At 62.6% G+C, this 15,883-nt stretch carries 19 protein-coding genes and 2 tRNA genes; 11 read left to right on the forward strand and 10 right to left on the reverse strand.

Annotation, left to right across the window (positions count from 1 at the left end; all coding sequences use genetic code 11):
• The first annotated feature begins 13 nt into the window (after positions 1–13).
• From rpmJ to PQU96_RS10265, 7 genes are all read left to right on the forward strand, one after another.
• Positions 14–127 carry a 50S ribosomal protein L36 gene (rpmJ, locus tag PQU96_RS10235; protein ID WP_011137711.1) on the forward strand — a complete coding sequence of 38 codons (114 nt, stop codon included), beginning with the start codon at positions 14–16 and terminating at the stop codon, positions 125–127.
• 70 nt (positions 128–197) lie between these two features.
• A complete protein-coding gene (rpsM, locus tag PQU96_RS10240; RefSeq protein ID WP_272772222.1) occupies positions 198–560 on the forward strand; it encodes a 30S ribosomal protein S13 in 363 nt (120 codons plus the stop codon).
• Between the two features lie 15 nt (positions 561–575).
• Positions 576–971 (forward strand): 30S ribosomal protein S11, encoded by a 396-nt coding sequence (rpsK, locus tag PQU96_RS10245; RefSeq protein WP_017507353.1) that lies wholly within the window; start codon positions 576–578, stop codon positions 969–971.
• Positions 972–989: 18 nt separating this feature from the next.
• Positions 990–1,610 (forward strand): 30S ribosomal protein S4, encoded by a 621-nt coding sequence (rpsD, locus tag PQU96_RS10250; protein WP_189354308.1) that lies wholly within the window; start codon positions 990–992, stop codon positions 1,608–1,610.
• Between the two features lie 23 nt (positions 1,611–1,633).
• Positions 1,634–2,617, forward strand: coding sequence for a DNA-directed RNA polymerase subunit alpha (locus tag PQU96_RS10255; RefSeq protein WP_120809396.1), 984 nt, complete (start codon positions 1,634–1,636; stop codon positions 2,615–2,617).
• Between the two features lie 22 nt (positions 2,618–2,639).
• Positions 2,640–3,029 carry a 50S ribosomal protein L17 gene (rplQ, locus tag PQU96_RS10260; protein WP_047967686.1) on the forward strand — a complete coding sequence of 130 codons (390 nt, stop codon included), beginning with the start codon at positions 2,640–2,642 and terminating at the stop codon, positions 3,027–3,029.
• A 498-nt stretch (positions 3,030–3,527) separates the two neighbouring features.
• Positions 3,528–5,150, forward strand: coding sequence for a methyl-accepting chemotaxis protein (locus PQU96_RS10265; protein WP_272772223.1), 1,623 nt, complete (start codon positions 3,528–3,530; stop codon positions 5,148–5,150).
• An 80-nt stretch (positions 5,151–5,230) separates the two neighbouring features.
• Here the strand turns inward: PQU96_RS10265 and lnt are convergent, their stop codons facing one another.
• From lnt to PQU96_RS10315, 10 genes are all read right to left on the reverse strand, one after another.
• On the reverse strand, positions 5,231–6,742 hold the full coding sequence (gene lnt / locus PQU96_RS10270; RefSeq protein WP_272772224.1) for an apolipoprotein N-acyltransferase: 1,512 nt from the start codon (positions 6,740–6,742) through the stop codon (positions 5,231–5,233).
• Positions 6,743–7,582, reverse strand: coding sequence for a CorC family transporter (locus PQU96_RS10275; protein ID WP_272772225.1), 840 nt, complete (start codon positions 7,580–7,582; stop codon positions 6,743–6,745).
• Between the two features lie 9 nt (positions 7,583–7,591).
• On the reverse strand, positions 7,592–8,101 hold the full coding sequence (gene ybeY, locus PQU96_RS10280) for an rRNA maturation RNase YbeY (RefSeq protein ID WP_272772227.1): 510 nt from the start codon (positions 8,099–8,101) through the stop codon (positions 7,592–7,594).
• Positions 8,088–9,077, reverse strand: a complete 990-nt coding sequence (locus PQU96_RS10285; RefSeq protein WP_373316288.1) for a PhoH family protein — start codon at positions 9,075–9,077, stop codon at positions 8,088–8,090. Before PQU96_RS10285 ends, ybeY begins: the two co-directional genes overlap by 14 nt.
• Positions 9,047–9,397 (reverse strand): hypothetical protein, encoded by a 351-nt coding sequence (locus tag PQU96_RS10290; RefSeq protein WP_272772228.1) that lies wholly within the window; start codon positions 9,395–9,397, stop codon positions 9,047–9,049. The genes PQU96_RS10285 and PQU96_RS10290 overlap by 31 nt, the downstream gene beginning before the upstream one ends.
• Positions 9,398–9,400: 3 nt before the next feature.
• Positions 9,401–9,691, reverse strand: a complete 291-nt coding sequence (locus tag PQU96_RS10295; RefSeq protein WP_272772229.1) for a YciI family protein — start codon at positions 9,689–9,691, stop codon at positions 9,401–9,403.
• 54 nt (positions 9,692–9,745) lie between these two features.
• Positions 9,746–11,080 carry a tRNA (N6-isopentenyl adenosine(37)-C2)-methylthiotransferase MiaB gene (gene miaB / locus PQU96_RS10300; protein ID WP_272772230.1) on the reverse strand — a complete coding sequence of 445 codons (1,335 nt, stop codon included), beginning with the start codon at positions 11,078–11,080 and terminating at the stop codon, positions 9,746–9,748.
• Between the two features lie 195 nt (positions 11,081–11,275).
• Positions 11,276–11,352 (reverse strand) — tRNA-Met (locus tag PQU96_RS10305).
• Positions 11,353–11,387: 35 nt separating this feature from the next.
• Positions 11,388–11,464 (reverse strand) — tRNA-Met (locus PQU96_RS10310).
• A 79-nt stretch (positions 11,465–11,543) separates the two neighbouring features.
• The gene (locus PQU96_RS10315) at positions 11,544–12,698 is read right to left on the reverse strand and encodes a class I SAM-dependent methyltransferase (protein WP_272772231.1); all 1,155 of its coding nucleotides are present in this window, start codon (positions 12,696–12,698) and stop codon (positions 11,544–11,546) included.
• Between the two features lie 120 nt (positions 12,699–12,818).
• Between PQU96_RS10315 and PQU96_RS10320 the strand changes: the two genes are divergently transcribed.
• The 4 genes from PQU96_RS10320 to PQU96_RS10335 all read left to right on the forward strand — a co-directional run bounded on the left by PQU96_RS10320 (position 12,819) and on the right by PQU96_RS10335 (position 15,822).
• A complete protein-coding gene (locus tag PQU96_RS10320) occupies positions 12,819–13,568 on the forward strand; it encodes an SDR family oxidoreductase (RefSeq protein WP_272772232.1) in 750 nt (249 codons plus the stop codon).
• Positions 13,568–13,963 carry a dihydroneopterin aldolase gene (locus PQU96_RS10325; protein ID WP_272769656.1) on the forward strand — a complete coding sequence of 132 codons (396 nt, stop codon included), beginning with the start codon at positions 13,568–13,570 and terminating at the stop codon, positions 13,961–13,963. The genes PQU96_RS10320 and PQU96_RS10325 overlap by 1 nt, the downstream gene beginning before the upstream one ends.
• Positions 13,964–14,048: 85 nt before the next feature.
• Positions 14,049–15,032: a tRNA 2-thiocytidine(32) synthetase TtcA gene (gene ttcA / locus PQU96_RS10330; RefSeq protein WP_272772233.1), complete on the forward strand. Its 984-nt coding sequence runs from the start codon at positions 14,049–14,051 to the stop codon at positions 15,030–15,032.
• Complete coding sequence (locus PQU96_RS10335) at positions 15,022–15,822, forward strand: polyamine aminopropyltransferase (RefSeq protein ID WP_272772234.1); 801 nt, start codon at positions 15,022–15,024, stop codon at positions 15,820–15,822. Before ttcA ends, PQU96_RS10335 begins: the two co-directional genes overlap by 11 nt.
• Positions 15,823–15,883 lie beyond the last annotated feature (61 nt).

Below are 15,883 nucleotides of genomic sequence, written 5' to 3' on the forward strand. Positions count from 1 at the left end.
GAAAGGAACTGAAATGCGTGTACAACCTTCGGTAAAGAAAATTTGCCGTAACTGCAAAATCATTCGCCGCAATCGTGTGGTACGAGTGATCTGCACTGATCCGCGTCACAAACAAAAACAAGGCTAACATTTGTTAGCCGGGTTTTCGTATGTTACAATCGCAACCTTTTCAAGCTCGTAAAGCTTAAGGAAAGAGAATGGCCCGTATTGCAGGGGTAAACATCCCCAATCATGCGCATGCCGTTATCGGCCTGCAGGCTATCTATGGCATCGGTTCTACTCGTGCGAAGCTCATCTGCGCTTCCGCAAGTGTTAATCCTTCTTCGAAGTTCAAGGATTTGACCGAAGCCGAGATGGAATCTCTGCGTGTAGAAGTCAGCAAGTTCACCGTTGAAGGTGACCTGCGTCGCGAAATCACCATGAGCATCAAGCGTTTGATGGACATGGGTTCTTATCGCGGTTTCCGCCATCGTCGCGGTCTGCCTTGCCGTGGTCAGCGCACCCGCACGAATGCACGTACCCGTAAGGGTCCGCGCAAGCCGATCGCCGGCAAGAAGTAATAAGGAACATAGATAATGGCTAAAGCAAACACAGCAGTGCGTGTACGCAAAAAGGTACGCAAAAGCGTAAGCGATGGCATCGTCCACGTTCACGCTTCCTTTAATAACACCATCATCACCATCACTGACCGTCAAGGGAATGCTTTGTCTTGGGCTACCTCCGGCGGTGCTGGTTTTAAAGGCTCGCGTAAAAGTACACCGTTTGCAGCTCAGGTAGCTGCAGAGCACGCTGGTAAAGTTGCCCAAGAATATGGTGTAAAGAACCTTGAGGTTCGTATCAAGGGCCCTGGCCCTGGTCGTGAATCCTCCGTGCGTGCCCTGAACGCCCTTGGCTTCAAAGTTACCAGCATCTCCGACGTGACTCCGGTACCACACAACGGATGTCGCCCTCCCAAGAAACGTCGTATCTAATCCGGAGAGTCTGAGAACATGGCACGTTATATTGGCCCAAAATGTAAGCTTGCTCGTCGCGAAGGGACTGATCTCTTCCTGAAGAGTGCCCGTCGCGCACTTGATTCCAAGTGTAAGCTTGATACCCCTCCAGGTCAGCACGGCGCGAAAAAAGGCCGTCTGTCTGACTATGGTGTGCAGCTGCGTGAAAAGCAGAAAGTTCGTCGTATTTACGGCATTATGGAACGTCAATTCCGTAAATACTTTGCTGAAGCAGCTCGTCGTCAAGGCTCCACCGGTGAAAACCTGCTGAAGATCCTTGAAGCCCGTCTGGACAACGTTGTTTATCGCATGGGCTTTGGTTCTACCCGTGCTGAAGCACGTCAGCTGGTTAGCCACAAGGCAATCACTGTGAATGGTCAGATTGTGAATATTCCTTCTTTCCAGGTGAAAGCAGGCGACGTTGTTGCTATTCGCGAAAAGTCCAAGAAGCAAGTGCGTATTCAGGAAGGCTTGGCGCTGGCTGAGCAAATCGGCTTCCCTGCATGGGTTGCTGTTGACAGCAAGAAGATGGAAGGTGTCTTCAAGACTGCTCCTGAGCGTTCCGAGCTGTCTAGCGATATCAACGAGCAGCTCGTTGTGGAATATTACTCCAAGTAATCGCTAGCTCTTAAGGAATGACTATGCAAAACAGCGCTTCGGAATTTCTGAAACCGCGTTTGATCGATGTGCAGCCGGTTTCGGCTACACACGCCCGTGTGTCGATGGAGCCGTTCGAGCGTGGTTATGCCCATACTCTGGGTAACGCCCTGCGCCGGATCCTGCTCTCGTCGATGCCTGGTTACGCACCGACCGAAGTTACTATTGCTGGCGTTTTGCATGAGTATTCCGCTCTTGACGGTGTTCGGGAGGATGTCGTTGACATTCTTCTGAACCTGAAGGGTGTAGTACTCAAACTGCATGGTCGTGACAGTGTCATTCTTTCCCTGAAAAAGGAAGGCGAAGGCCCTGTCCTGGCTGGTGATCTGGAATTGCCGCACGATGTTGAGGTGATCAACCCTGATCACGTCATCTGCAACCTGTCGGTTGGCGGCAAGATTGATATGGAAGTCAAAGTTGAAAAGGGCCGTGGCTACCAGCCTGTTTCCGCCCGTATCAGCCATGATGACAACCGTACCATCGGCACCATCCAGCTTGATGCTTCGTTCTCCCCGGTAAACCGCTGCAGCTTCAATGTTGAAAGCGCCCGTGTGGAGCAGCGCACAGACCTTGACCGTCTGGTGCTGGACATCGAGACCAATGGCGTGATCGAGCCGGAAGAAGCAGTGCGTATCGCTGCCCGCATCCTGGTTGATCAGCTGTCGATTTTTGCAGACTTGCAAGGCACCGCAGTCGAGGAAATCGTTGAAAAGGCGCCGCCGATCGATCCGATCTTGCTGCGTCCGGTTGACGATCTCGAACTTACGGTACGTTCCGCCAACTGTCTGAAGGCAGAGAACATTTACTACATCGGTGATCTCATTCAGCGTACGGAAACCGAGCTGCTGAAGACTCCGAACCTTGGTCGCAAGTCTCTGAATGAGATCAAGGAAGTTCTCGCTTCTAAAGGCCTGACCCTTGGCATGAAACTTGAGAACTGGCCACCGGCTGGTCTCGAGAAGCCGTAAGTCGGGATAAAAGGACACTAAAATGCGTCATCGTAACAGTAATCGTAAATTGAACCGTACGAGCAGCCACCGTCTTGCGATGCTTCGCAACATGGCTAACTCGTTGCTGCGTCACGAAGTAATCGTGACTACTCTGCCAAAGGCCAAAGAACTGCGCCGTGTTGCCGAGCCGCTGATTACCCTGGGTAAGAAGCCATCGCTGGCCAACCGTCGTCTGGCTTTTGACCGCACTCGTGATCGTGAAATGGTTGTAAAACTGTTTGACGAACTCGGCCCACGTTTTGCTAACCGCAACGGTGGCTATGTGCGTATTCTGAAGTACGGCTTCCGTCAGGGCGACAACGCTCCGATGGCACTGGTTGAACTGGTGGATCGTGCAGAAGAAGCAGTTGCAGTAGAAGCCGCTGAATAAGCAGTTTCAACGTAAAAAAGCCGGCGCAAGCCGGCTTTTTTATTGTCTTTTTTCGCCGGATGTCCATGGCACGCTTGTCCGCGGGTATTTTGGCCTTGTTTATCGCCGCTTGTCTGTTCGGACGGCTGGCCTCGCATGGTGCGCCGTCACGTCCATGCCCAGATCTCCACCTCTGTATGCTATCGCCGTTCGGTGACCCGTGCTCGTGTGTCTGGAATGGCGTGTTCTTCTTTCTCCCTCTGCAAACCACTTCCGCGTGCTGCCCGGCAAGACTGGCCACCAGCTTGTTGCTGTCGGTGATGGGGTGACCCAGCTCATGAAGAGGGATTACCCTCGATCACTGTTTTGTCCGGCCCAAGCCTGGTTTTTTCTGGTTAAATGCTTTAAAAAAGGCAATTTATATAGCGGTGATTTACGTAAAGTGATAATAAATAATCACGTCAACATAAATGGCGAGATAAAACGACAAGGAGAGTAGCGATGAGCAGTAACGGGACTATGTCATTGAGGCGTCGTTTGCAATTGCAGGTGGTACTGGTAGCAGTATTGCTCTGTGTCATCGGCGGTATCACGCTCTATTTCGAGCGCGCCTCGCTGTACGCCGACCGTCAGGCCAGGGTGCGTAACCTGGTAGAGAGCGCGGTCACCGTGGTCAAGGGCTACGAGGATATGGCCGCCAGCGGCAAGCTGTCCGAGGTCGACGCCAAGCGGCAGGCGATCGCCGTGCTCAACGGCATGCGCTACGACGAGCGCGAGTATTTCTTTGCCTTTGATCCTGCCTGGGTGTGGGTGGCACACGGTGCCAAGCCGCAGCTGGCCGGCACCAATCTGAAGACCATCAAGGACCCGACCGGCGTCAACCTGGGTGAGCTGTTCGAGCGGGCAGTACGCGATGGCAATGGCCGCAATTTCGTGTCCTACGTGTGGGACAAGCCGGGATTTGACCAGCCGCAGCCGAAACTGTCCTACCTTGTCACCAGCGGCAAGTGGGGTTGGGTAGTCGGTACCGGCATCTATCTGGACGACGTGGCACTGGCATTGCGCAATATGGCGCTGATGCTGTTCGCCGAGATCTTTGCCGCGGTGTTGCTGGTGGTGGTGATCGGCTACCTGACCCGTCGCAGCGTGATGCAGCAGCTGGGCGGCGAGCCGGCGCTGACGCGCGACGTGGTGCGCCAGATCGCCCAGGGCCAGCTCAATGTCGCGGTGCCGGTGGCGGCCAGCGACAAGGACAGCCTGCTGGCGGCGGTGGCCGACATGCAGCAGCACCTGCGCGAACTGGTCGGCGGTATCGCCGACAGCAGCCACAGCCTGACCGGCATGGCTGGCAATATTTCCGGTAGTGCCACCGCGGTGGCCACCGGTTCCGAGCAGCAAAGCCGCGCCGCCAGCGACATGGCGGCCTCGATCGAGGAGCTGACCGCCAGCATCAAGCAGATTTCCGAACTGGCCAGCCACGCGCACGCGGTATCGGCCAGCTCCGGCCAGCTGTCGCACAGCGGCGGCGAGGTGATCTCGCGCGCGGTGGACGAGATGCACCGCATCAACGAATCGGTGGATCAGGCGGCGCTGACCATTGGCGACCTGGTCAGCAAGACGCAGACCATCTCCACCATCATGCAGGTGATCAAGGACATCGCCGACCAGACCAACCTGCTGGCACTGAACGCGGCGATCGAGGCGGCGCGGGCCGGTGAGCTGGGCCGCGGCTTTGCCGTGGTCGCCGACGAGGTACGCAAGCTGTCGGAGCGCACCGGCCAGGCGACGCAGGAGATCGCGGTGATGATCCGCGAGATCCAGAACGGCTCCGAGGCATCGCGCAGCAATATGGAGGAGGCGGTGGAGCGGGTGAAATCCGGGCTGGCGCTGGCGGAGAAGGGCGGCGAGTCGATCCGCCAGATCCGTGACAGCGCCGGCGGCGTGGTGGCGGTGGTGAATGACATTTCGCAGGCGCTGTCGGAGCAGGGTCACGCCAGCGAGGAGATCACCCGCCACGTCGAGCAGATCGCGCAGGCGGCGGCACAGAACGCCGAGGCCGCTGGTCACACCTCCGGTGCCATCGGCGAGTTGCACGGCCTGACCGGCAATCTGCGGCAGATGGTGTCGCGCTTCCACGTGTGACGAAACGACAAGGTTGGCCGCAGGCTTGCGGCCAACCTTGTGTGCAATAAAAAAGCCCGACGCAGTGCGTCGGGCTTTGTTCATGCCGCGGCCGGTAACTGGCGGCGGTAACGCTGCCAGCCGTGCAGCGCGATGCCGGCCAGCAGCAGCGCCAGGCAGCCCCACAATACCGGCGCATTGCCGTAGCGCATGTACGGCGTCAGCCCGCTGCGGCCCTGTACCCGTGCCGTCAGCGTCTGCCGCGTGTCCGGCGCCGCCACGGTCTGCACCTCGCCGCTGGCATCGATCACCGCGGTCATGCCGGTATTGGTGGCGCGCAGCATCGGGCGCCCGGTTTCCAGTACCCGCGCCTGCGATAGCTGCAGCTGCTGGCTCATCGCGTTGCTGCTGCCGAACCAGGCCAGGTTGCTGACGTTGGCAAGCATGGTGGCACCGGCGGCGGGGCCGATCAGCTCCTCGCCGAAACCGTCCTCGTAGCAGATGTTGAAGGCGATGCGCTGGTCGGCCACCGCCAGCGGGGCCTGGCTGTCGCCGCCGCGGCTGAAGCCGGACAGCGGCATGTCCATGAAGCGGTAGATCCAGCCGGTCACCGCCGGCAGCGGGATGAACTCGCCGAACGGCACCAGGTGGTTCTTGGCGTAGTAGGGCTGTGCCGGATCGTTCAGCGCCACCACGGCATTGAGATAGCCGCTGCCGTCATCGGTGCGGCGCGGAATGCCGGTGATCAGCGTCGCCTGGCGGCGGCTGGCGTCACCGTTGATCATGGTCAGGTAGCCGGAGGGGAGGTCGTCGAGGAACACCGGCAGCGCGGTTTCCGGCAGCAGCAGCAGGTCGGACGGCGGCGCGCTGGCCACCATGCGGTAGTAGGTGCTCAGCGTCAGCTCGAAGGTGGCCGGATCCCATTTCAGCGATTGCGGGATATTGCCCTGCAGCAGCGACACCGCCAGCGGCTTGCCGCTGGCTTGGGTCCACTGCTGTTGCTGCAACCACGCCCCGCCGCCCCACAGCGCGGTGACCAGACCCAGCAGCGCCAGCTGCGGCAGGCGGCGCCAGCGCGGCAGCAGCACGAGGATGGCGGCGGACAGCGCCACGGCATAGGTCACGCCGTGGATGCCAGTGACGGCGGCCAGGCCGGCGAGCGGGCTTTCGGTGATCTGGCTGTAGCCGATGGCGCCCCACGGGAAGCCGGTCAGCATCCAGCTGCGCAGCCACTCGCCCAGCGTCCACAGTGCCGGGAACAGCAGCAGCCAGCGGCTGGCGCTGTTGGTGCCGATGCGGCAGGCCAGCCACACGGCCAGTGCCGGGAACAGCGCGAGCCAGGCCGGTAGCAGCAAGGTCATGGCGCCGGCCATCGGCGCCGGCATGCCACCGATGTCGTGCAGGCTGATGTAGATCCAGTAGAAATTGCTGGTATAGGCGGCCAGCGCCCAGGTGTAGCCGAGCAGGAAGGCGCGTTGCGGCCAACGTTGCACCAGCTCCAGCAGCAGCGCCAGCAACAGCGGCATTAGCAGGAACAGGCGGTAGGGGGCGAAGGCGAACACGGTGGCGGCGCCGGCCGACAGCGCCAGCAGTGGATAGCCGAGGGTGCGCATCTAGCGTGCTGCCTGCGGACGACGCTCGACCAGCAGCGCCTGCAGCCGGCGGCTGTCGGCGCGGATCACGGTGAAATGCCAGTCCTGCAGCTGCAGGCCTTCGCCGCGTACCGGCACGTAGCCGAGATTGGCGGTGACCAGGCCGCCGATGGTGTCGACCTCGTCGTCCGGCAGCGCGCATTCGAAGAAGTCGTTGAAGTCGTCGATGCTGGTGGTGGCCAGCACACGGTAGCGTTCGCCGCGCACCGGCACGATGTCGTCTTCCGATTCGATCAGGTCGTGCTCGTCGTCGATGTCGCCGACGATCACTTCCAGCACGTCCTCGATGGTGATCAGCCCGGACACGCCGCCGTATTCGTCGACCACGATCGCCATGTGCGTCTTGGTGGCGCGGAACTCGCGCAAGAGGCCGTCGAGGCGCTTGCTCTCCGGCACGAACACCACCGGGCGCAGCGTCTTCTGCAGGTCGAAATCGTTGGGCGTCAGGAAGTAGCGCAGCAGGTCCTTGCTCAGCAGGATGCCCTGCACGTCGTCCTTGTCCTCGCCGATCACCGGGAAGCGCGAATGGCCGGCTTCGATCACGTGCGCCAGCAGCTTTTCCATCGGCTCGGACAGGCGGATCACGTCCATCTGGCTGCGCTGCACCATCACCTCGCGCACGGTGCGCTCGGAGAAGGACAGCACGCCTTCGATCATCGACAGCGCTTCGGCATCCAGCACATTGCGCTCGAAGGCGGCATGCAGCTGGGAAACCAGCTCTTCGCGGTCTTCCGGTTCGTGGGTAAAGCGGTTGAGCAGGCGCTCGAACCAGTTGGGCGCGGGTTTACTGGAATCGTCCATGGTGTCGGGTCAGGATTTCTCTGCGGCGTAAGGATCGGCATAGCCTAACTTGCCGAGGATGACGGTTTCAAGCGCTTCCATCGCCTCGGCCTCGTCGTCGGCCTCGTGGTCGAAGCCCTGCAGGTGCAGCATGCCGTGCACCACGAGGTGGGCGTAGTGCGCGTCCAGGCTCTTGCCCTGCTCGGCGGCCTCGCGCGCCACCACCGGCGCACAGAACACCAGGTCGCCGAACAGCGGCATGCCGGCGACGGTGTCGCCCTCGTTCAGCGCGAAGCTCAGTACGTTGGTCGCGTAGTCCTTGCCGCGGTAGTCGCGGTTCAGCGCGCGGCCTTCGGCCTCGTCGACCACCAGCAGCGAGACCTGCGCCTTGCGCACGTCGCGCTGCAGAGCGGCCTGGCACCAGCGGCGCCACTGTTTTCCTGCCGGCAGCGGCTGTTCGGCTTCCAGCCGGTCTTCGAGGGTCAGGTCCAGCCTTGCGGCCAACCTTTGCAGCACTTGATTGCGTTTAGCGGTTTTCATCTTCTTGGATCTGGTAACGGTCGTAGGCGTCGACGATCTTCTGCACCAGCGGGTGGCGCACCACGTCGTCGCTCTGGAAATGGTGGAAATGGATGCCGCGCACCTGGCTCAGGATGCGCTCGACCTCGACCAGGCCGCTCTTCTGGTGGCGGGCGAGGTCGATCTGGGTCACGTCGCCGGTGATCACCGCGCGCGAGCCGAAGCCGATGCGGGTGAGGAACATCTTCATCTGTTCCGGCGTGGTGTTCTGTGCCTCGTCGAGGATGATGAAGGCGTTGTTCAGCGTGCGGCCACGCATATAGGCCAGCGGCGCGATCTCGATCAGGTTCTTCTCGAACAGCTTGGCGACCTTGTCGAAACCCATCAGGTCATACAGTGCGTCGTACAGCGGGCGCAGGTAGGGGTCGACCTTCTGCGCCAGGTCGCCGGGCAAAAAGCCCAGCTTTTCACCGGCTTCCACCGCCGGGCGCACCAGCACGATGCGTTTCACCGCGTCGCGCTCCATCGCATCCACCGCACAGGCGACGGCGAGATAAGTCTTGCCGGTACCGGCCGGGCCGATGCCGAAGGTGATGTCGTGGCTGAAGATGGCCTTGATGTAGCGGCTCTGGCGCGGGGTGCGGCCCTTCAGGTCGCGGCGGCGGGTGTGCAGGGTCGGGGTGTCGTCCGCCTCGCCCTGCGGGTTGTGCTGCCGGGCCTCGACCAGTCCCAGCTGAATGTCCTGGATCGACAGCTCGCGCTTTTCCGCCAGCGCATAGAAGCGCTGCAGCAGGGCCAGCGCGCGGCCGGCCTGCTCGCCGCGCAGGCTGAACTGTTCGCCGCGGCGCTGGATGGTGACATCCAGCCCGGTTTCGATCTGTTTCAGGTTTTCGTCCAGCGCGCCGCACAGGCGGGCCAGGCGTTCGTTGTCGACAGGGGTAAAGCTGTGGCTGCTGTGTTGTTCGGTCATGGACTGGTGGTCGTCAGGGGCGGACATTGCCGTTGCTGGTGTAACTGCTGCAATTGCAGCAGCCTGCGTTCAAGCCCGGCGATGCGCTGCGGGTCCGGTTGCGCGGTGCCCAGCGGCACGCCGAAACCGATACCGGCGCTGCCGTGGCTGCCGATGGCGCCGCCGAGCCCGATATTGAGCTGCACCGGGCTGCGTGGCGCCTGTCGTTCATCCTGCAACTGCTGCCGCGTTTGTGCAAGCGCCTGCGTCAGCGCCGCGCAGTCCATGGTGGCCGGATCGGCCGGTTGCAGGCTGGCACAGGCGGCCAGCAGCAGCGGGCAGAGTAACAGCAGGGCGGGGGTGCGCATGATTCAGTTCTCCTGCAGGCAAGCCAGTGCCGGGCTGGTCATGCTCGGGACGAATTCGGTAATGCTGTAGTCGGCGACGCCATGACGGGAAAACGGGTCCTGTGCCAGGCGCTGCTCCAGCTCGGCGCGCGGCATGGCGCGTGCGAGGATGATGCCGCCGCTGCGCGGCACCTTGCGGCCGGAGGCGAGGAACAGTCCGTCGGCGTAGGCGGCTTCCAGCCAGCGCACGTGCTCGGGAATCAGCGCGTCGATGGCTTCCAGCGCGGCGGCGTAGTGCAGCGAAACAATATACATGGGTGGCTCCTCGGCGAGCGGCCAACCCGGCAAGCACTGCCGGGTCGTTACCGTTCAGGCGGTCTCGGCGGTCAGTGCCTCGCCGCCCAGCGAGTGCGGGTTGGCTTCGGTAATCACCACGTCGACCAGCTGGTTGATCAGGCGCGGATGGCCGACGAAGTTGACCACGCGGTTGTTGGCGGTGCGCCCGGCCAGCATCGACGGGTCCTTCTTCGAGATGTTCTGCACCAGCACGCGCTGCACGGTGCCGACCATGCCCTGGTTGATGCGGAAGCCTTCGGCCTCGATCACCTCGTTCAGCGCTTCCAGGCGACGCACCTTCTCGCTGTGCGGGGTATCGTCGGCAAGGTTGGCCGCAGGCGTGCCCGGACGCGGGCTGTAGATGAACACATAGCTGAAATCGAAGGCCATGTCTTTCACCAGCTTCAACGTCTGCTCGAAATCGGCCTCGGTTTCGCCGGGGAAGCCGACGATGAAGTCCGACGACAGGCACAGGTCGGGGCGGATGGCGCGCAGCTTGCGGATGATGGACTTGTATTCCAGCGCGGTGTAGCCGCGCTTCATCGCCATCAGCGTGCGGTCGCTGCCGCTCTGTACCGGCAGGTGGATATGCGAGACCAGTTTCGGCAGGCGCGCGTAGCAGTCGATGATGCGCTGGCTGAATTCGCGCGGATGGCTGGTGGTGAAGCGCATGCGCTCGATGCCGGGGATCTCGTGCACGTACTCCAGCAGTAGCGCGAAATCGGCGATCTCGCCGTCGGCCATCAGGCCGCGGTAGGCGTTGACGTTCTGGCCCAGCAGGGTGATTTCCTTCACCCCCTGCGCCGCCAGGCCGGCGATCTCGGTCAGCACGTCGTCGAACGGGCGCGATACCTCCTCGCCGCGGGTGTAGGGCACCACGCAGAACGAGCAGTACTTGGAGCAGCCTTCCATCACCGACACCATCGCCGCGGCACCGTCGACCTTGGCCGCCGGGATATGGTCGAACTTCTCGATTTCGGGGAAGGAGATGTCGACCTGGGCGCTGCCGCTTTGCTGGCGGCTCTTGATCAGCTCCGGCAGGCGGTGCAGCGTCTGCGGCCCGAACACCACGTCCACGTACGGTGCGCGCTTGACGATGGTGTCGCCTTCCTGCGACGCGACACAGCCGCCGACGCCGATGATCAGGTTGGGATTGGCTTCTTTCAGCGGGCGGATGCGGCCGAGGTCGGAGAACACCTTTTCCTGCGCCTTCTCGCGCACGCTGCAGGTGTTGAACAGGATCACGTCGGCGTCTTCCGGGTTTTCCGTCTTGATCATGCCTTCGCTGCTGCCGAGCACGTCGACCATTTTGTCGGAGTCGTACTCGTTCATCTGGCAACCGAACGTCTTGATGTAAACCTTTTTCATGCTGGCCACGCTGTAAATGAGAAATGCCAGCAGGGGCCGCCAAAGCAAGCGACCACGGGCTTGCGAACGGTTTTTGCTGGCAAATGAATAGCTTGCGCCGATTTTAACACGGCAGGCAGAGCTTGGGGATGTCGCGGGCCGGGCGGGCGCCGGCGCGGAAATGGAAAAAGCCAGCATTTCTGCTGGCTTTTCGATTGGTGGCGAATCAGGGACTCGAACCCCGGACCTGCGGATTATGATTCCGTCGCTCTAACCGACTGAGCTAATTCGCCGTGAGGCTGTGTTTGCACACCGTCTCGCTAAACTGTGGTGGCGAATCAGGGACTCGAACCCCGGACCTGCGGATTATGATTCCGTCGCTCTAACCGACTGAGCTAATTCGCCACATCTCGATGCCTAGGCACCAAGGCCGCTGACTATACGCAGCGGATTTCCGGGTGTCAACTATTTTTTGCGCCGCGGCTTACAGGGTGTAGCAGCGGTCGCCGCTGCCAAAGCCGACCCAGTCGATGGCGACCTGTTTGCCAAAACCGATCACCTTGAAGGTTTCGCCCATTTCCTGCGGCGACAGCAGGCGCTGCGCTGCCTTGGCCACCGGCAGGTAGTCCTTGACGTTGGCCGCATCCAGATACGACAGCAGCTCGGTGATGCCGGCGTTGATCAGGAACTGCGCCTGGCTGGTGTAGCCGATCAGGTCGAGGCCGGCGTCGAGGCCGCTTTGCGCCACGGCGCTGAAGTCCACGTGCGTGGTCAGGTCCATCAGGCCGGGCAGGTAGAACGGGTCATGGAGGGTGTGGTGGCGGTAGTGGCCGAGCAGGGTGCCCATGCTGCGTTCCGGGTGGTAGTACTCGCCTGCATTGTGGCCGTAGTCGATCATCAGCAGCGCGCCGCGCGTCAGCACGCCGGCCAGGGTGCGGATGAAGGCGCGGTTGGCGAGGCTGATCTCGGTGACGTAGCCGGGGATGTCCGGCACCAGCTCGGCGGCCAGCGCGGCCAGCGTGGCGTCATCGAAGTCGCGATCGTCGAAGCAGAAGGCGCCGTCGCGGATGGTGACACCGCGCTGCTGCAGGCGGCCGTCCTGCTGGCGCACGACCAGCTCGCACGGCATCGCGTCCAGCACCTCGTTGCCGATCATGATGCCGTCGAAGGTTTCCGGCAGCGCCGGCAGCCATTGCACGCGCGGCAGCAGTGCAGGGGCGAGGCGGGCGATGGTGTCGCGCTGGCGTTCGACCAGATCGGGCGACAGGTCGACGATGAAGTACTGCGCCGGCGCACAGCCGAGCGCGTCCAGCGCCAGCAGCAGGTCGGCGGCGAGGCGGCCGGTGCCGGCGCCGAACTCCATGATGTTGCCGGCAGTCTGCGGCAGCAGCTCGGCCAGCTGGCGCGCCAGCGTCTGCGCGAACAGCGGCGTCAGTTCCGGCGCGGTGACGAAGTCGCCGTCGGCGCCGAACTTGCGGCTGCCGGCGGCGTAGTAGCCGAGACCGGGCGCGTACAGCGCCTGCTGCATGAAGTGGGCGAAGGAGATCCAGCCGTCGGCCGCGGCGATGTCGGTGGCGATGCGCTGGCTGAGTGCGTGGCTGGTGGCGAGGGCGTCGGCAGAGGGTGCTGGCAGGCTCATGGCGGCTAAGATTTGTCAGTGAAATTGCCGGCGAGTATATATCATGCAGCTTTTGCGCCGCGCCGCGCGTGTGGTGCCGGCAGGGGCGCGAGCGGCGGGACAGGAATGGCAGGAGGGCAGATGAAAGTCGTGTTGATCACCGGTGGCGCCAAACGCCTGGGGCAGGCGATGGCGGAACGGTTTGCCGCAGAAGGCTGGCAGGTATGCGTGCACTATCACCACTCGGCAGCCGATGCGGCCAACCTTGTCGCGCGCCTGCCGCAGGCGCGCAGCTACGGGCTGGACCTGCTGGCGGCGGACGCCGACTTTGCCGGCCTGATCGCGCGGGTGGTGGCCGATTGCGGCCGTCTCGACTGCGTGGTCAACAGCGCCGCGCTGTTCGAGGAGGACGGCTTCTTCGAGCTGTCGCCGGCGGCGTTCGACCGCCAGCTGGCGGTGAACTTCCGCGCGCCGCTGATGCTGGCGGCGGCCTTCGGCCAGTGGCTGCGGCAGCAGGATGCGCGCGGCAGCGTGGTCAACATCCTCGACCAGAAGCTGTTCAACCTCAATCCGGACTATTACTCCTACACCCTGTCCAAGCTGGCGCTGAAGGAAAGCATCCGCCTGCAGGCGATGGCGGCGGCGCCCTACCTGCGCGTCAACGGCGTGGCGCCGGGGCTGACCCTGCTCAGCGGCGAGCAGACGGCGGACAACTTCGCCCGCGCGCACCGCATGACGGCGCTGGGCGAGGGCACCCGCCCGCAATCGGTGGCGGAGGCGGTGCACTTTCTGGCCGAGGCGGTGCAGATCACCGGCCAGGTGCTGACCGTGGACGACGGCCAGCACCTGCTGCCGCTGGCGCGCGACGTGATGTTTGCGGTGGAGGCGTGATGCTGGCCGAAATCTTTCTGCGCGACTTTGTGTTCGACTGCTTCATCGGCATCCATGACTTCGAGCGCGGCGTGCGTCAGCGCATGCAGCTCAACATCGTGCTGCAGGTGGCGCGCATGGTGCCGCCGCGCGACGACATCGCGCTGGTACTGGACTACGACTACCTGCGGCTGCAGACGCTGGCGCTGGTGAAAGACCGCGTGTTCGAGACCCAGGAATACCTGCTCGGCAAGGTGGTCGACATCGCCTTCGGCCATCCTGCCGTCACCGGCGTGCTGGTGGAAACCTGCAAGCCGGACGTGTACCCGGACAGCGCCGGCGTCGGCTGCCGCCTGCGTCTCAGTCGCGACGAGTATCAGGCGCTGCGGCAACAGGGGGCATGGCTGGCCGACTGAGCACGCGAACAAGGGCGGATTGTGTGGCAACGGACAGGCGTTTGACGTTAAAATCGCCTGTTTTTCAATTTCTTAGCCGTCCTCCATGTCCGACACGCTGCAACTTGCCGACGACAAGGCCAAAAAGGCCCAGTTCGAAGGCAACAAACTCACCAAACGCCTGCGCCACCACGTTGGCGACGCCATCAACGACTTCAACATGATCGAAGAGGGCGACCGCGTGATGGTCTGCCTGTCTGGCGGCAAGGACAGCTACGCGCTGCTGGATATCCTGCTCGGGCTGCAGAAGTCGGCGCCGATCAGCTTCAGCATCGTGGCGGTCAACCTCGACCAGAAACAGCCGGGCTTCCCGGAGCACGTGCTGCCGCAGTACCTGGAATCGATCGGTGTCGAGTACCGCATCATCGAGGAAGACACCTACAGCATCGTCAAGCGCCTGATCCCGGAAGGCAAGACCACCTGCAGCCTGTGCTCGCGCCTGCGCCGCGGCATCCTGTACCGCGTCGCCGACGAGCTGGGCGCGACCAAGATCGCGCTCGGCCACCACCGCGACGACATGCTGCACACGCTGTTCCTGAACATGTTCTACGGCGGCAAGCTGAAGGCGATGCCGCCGAAGCTGGTGTCCGACGACGGCCGCCACATGGTGATCCGCCCGCTGGCCTACTGCCGCGAGAAGGACCTGGAACGCTACGCGCAGCTGCGCGAATTCCCGATCATCCCGTGCAATCTGTGCGGCTCGCAGCCCAACCTGCAGCGCCAGGTGGTGAAGGAGATGGTCAACGACTGGGACAAGCGTTTCCCCGGCCGCGTCGAGAGCATGTTCCGTGCGCTGCAGAATGTCGTCCCGTCGCACCTGGCCGACAGCAAGCTGTTCGACTTTGCCGGCCTCAAGACTGGCGACAGCCCGTTCGAGGGCGGCGATACCGCCTTCGACAAGGAAGAATTCCGTGATCCGGTCGCGCTGGCGAGCGCGGACGATGACGACGCCGCAACGTTGGCCGCAACGCCGCGCCGCACCATCAGCATTCTGGACTCGCGTCCCAAGGGAGACAGCTGTGGCGGGTAAAGCGCAACACCCGTTCCGCCGCCGCGTGCGCAATAGCCAGGATGCGTTGCCGGACGTGGATATTTCCGAAGAAGGCAATATCCGCTCGCTGCATCTGGGCTCGGCCACCATCCAGAGCTCGATGGATCTCGACGATCCGGCCGACCTGGTGCTGACCTACACCCGCGCGATGATGGCCTTCCTGCTGTGGAACGACGACCCGCGCCATATCGTGCAGATCGGCCTCGGTGGCGGTTCGCTGGCGCGCTTCATCGACGAATATCTGCCGGATGCGATCAGCGTGGCGGTGGAGATCAACCCGCAAGTGGTCGCCGTGGCGCGGGTGTTCTTCCAGCTGCCGCCGGAGGGCGACTTCTTCGAGATCGTCGAGGCCGACGGCGCCGACTACATCAAGATGTTCCGCGAATCCACCGACGTGATCATGGTCGACGGTTTCGACGGCCAGCAGATTGTCGCCGACCTGACCACCGAAGAGTTCTTCGAGGACTGCAAGCGCGCGCTGACCGCCAACGGCATCTTCGTCACCAACTGGTGGAGCGGCGACAAGCGCTATCACAGCTTCCTCGAACGCTTGCTGGCCGCCTTCGGTGGCTGCGTCATCGAGCTGCCGGCCGCCACCCACGGCAATATGGCGGTGATGGCGTTCAAGCAGCCGCCGGGCCTGACCGGCTGGGATGCGCTGGCGAAGAAGGCCGACGAACTGGAAGGCCGTTTCGGCCTGGAGTTCGGCGAATTCGTGAAGCGGCTGAAAGAGGCCAATCTGCACAGCAACAACCGTTTACTGATCTGAGCGCCTGCGCGCCACGGATCCGGCCGCCGCGTGCGGCCCTTGTCTATTTTGGGCCCGCGGC

It is taken from the genome of Vogesella margarita (genome assembly GCF_028548475.1).
GTDB classification, from domain to species: domain Bacteria; phylum Pseudomonadota; class Gammaproteobacteria; order Burkholderiales; family Chromobacteriaceae; genus Vogesella; species Vogesella margarita.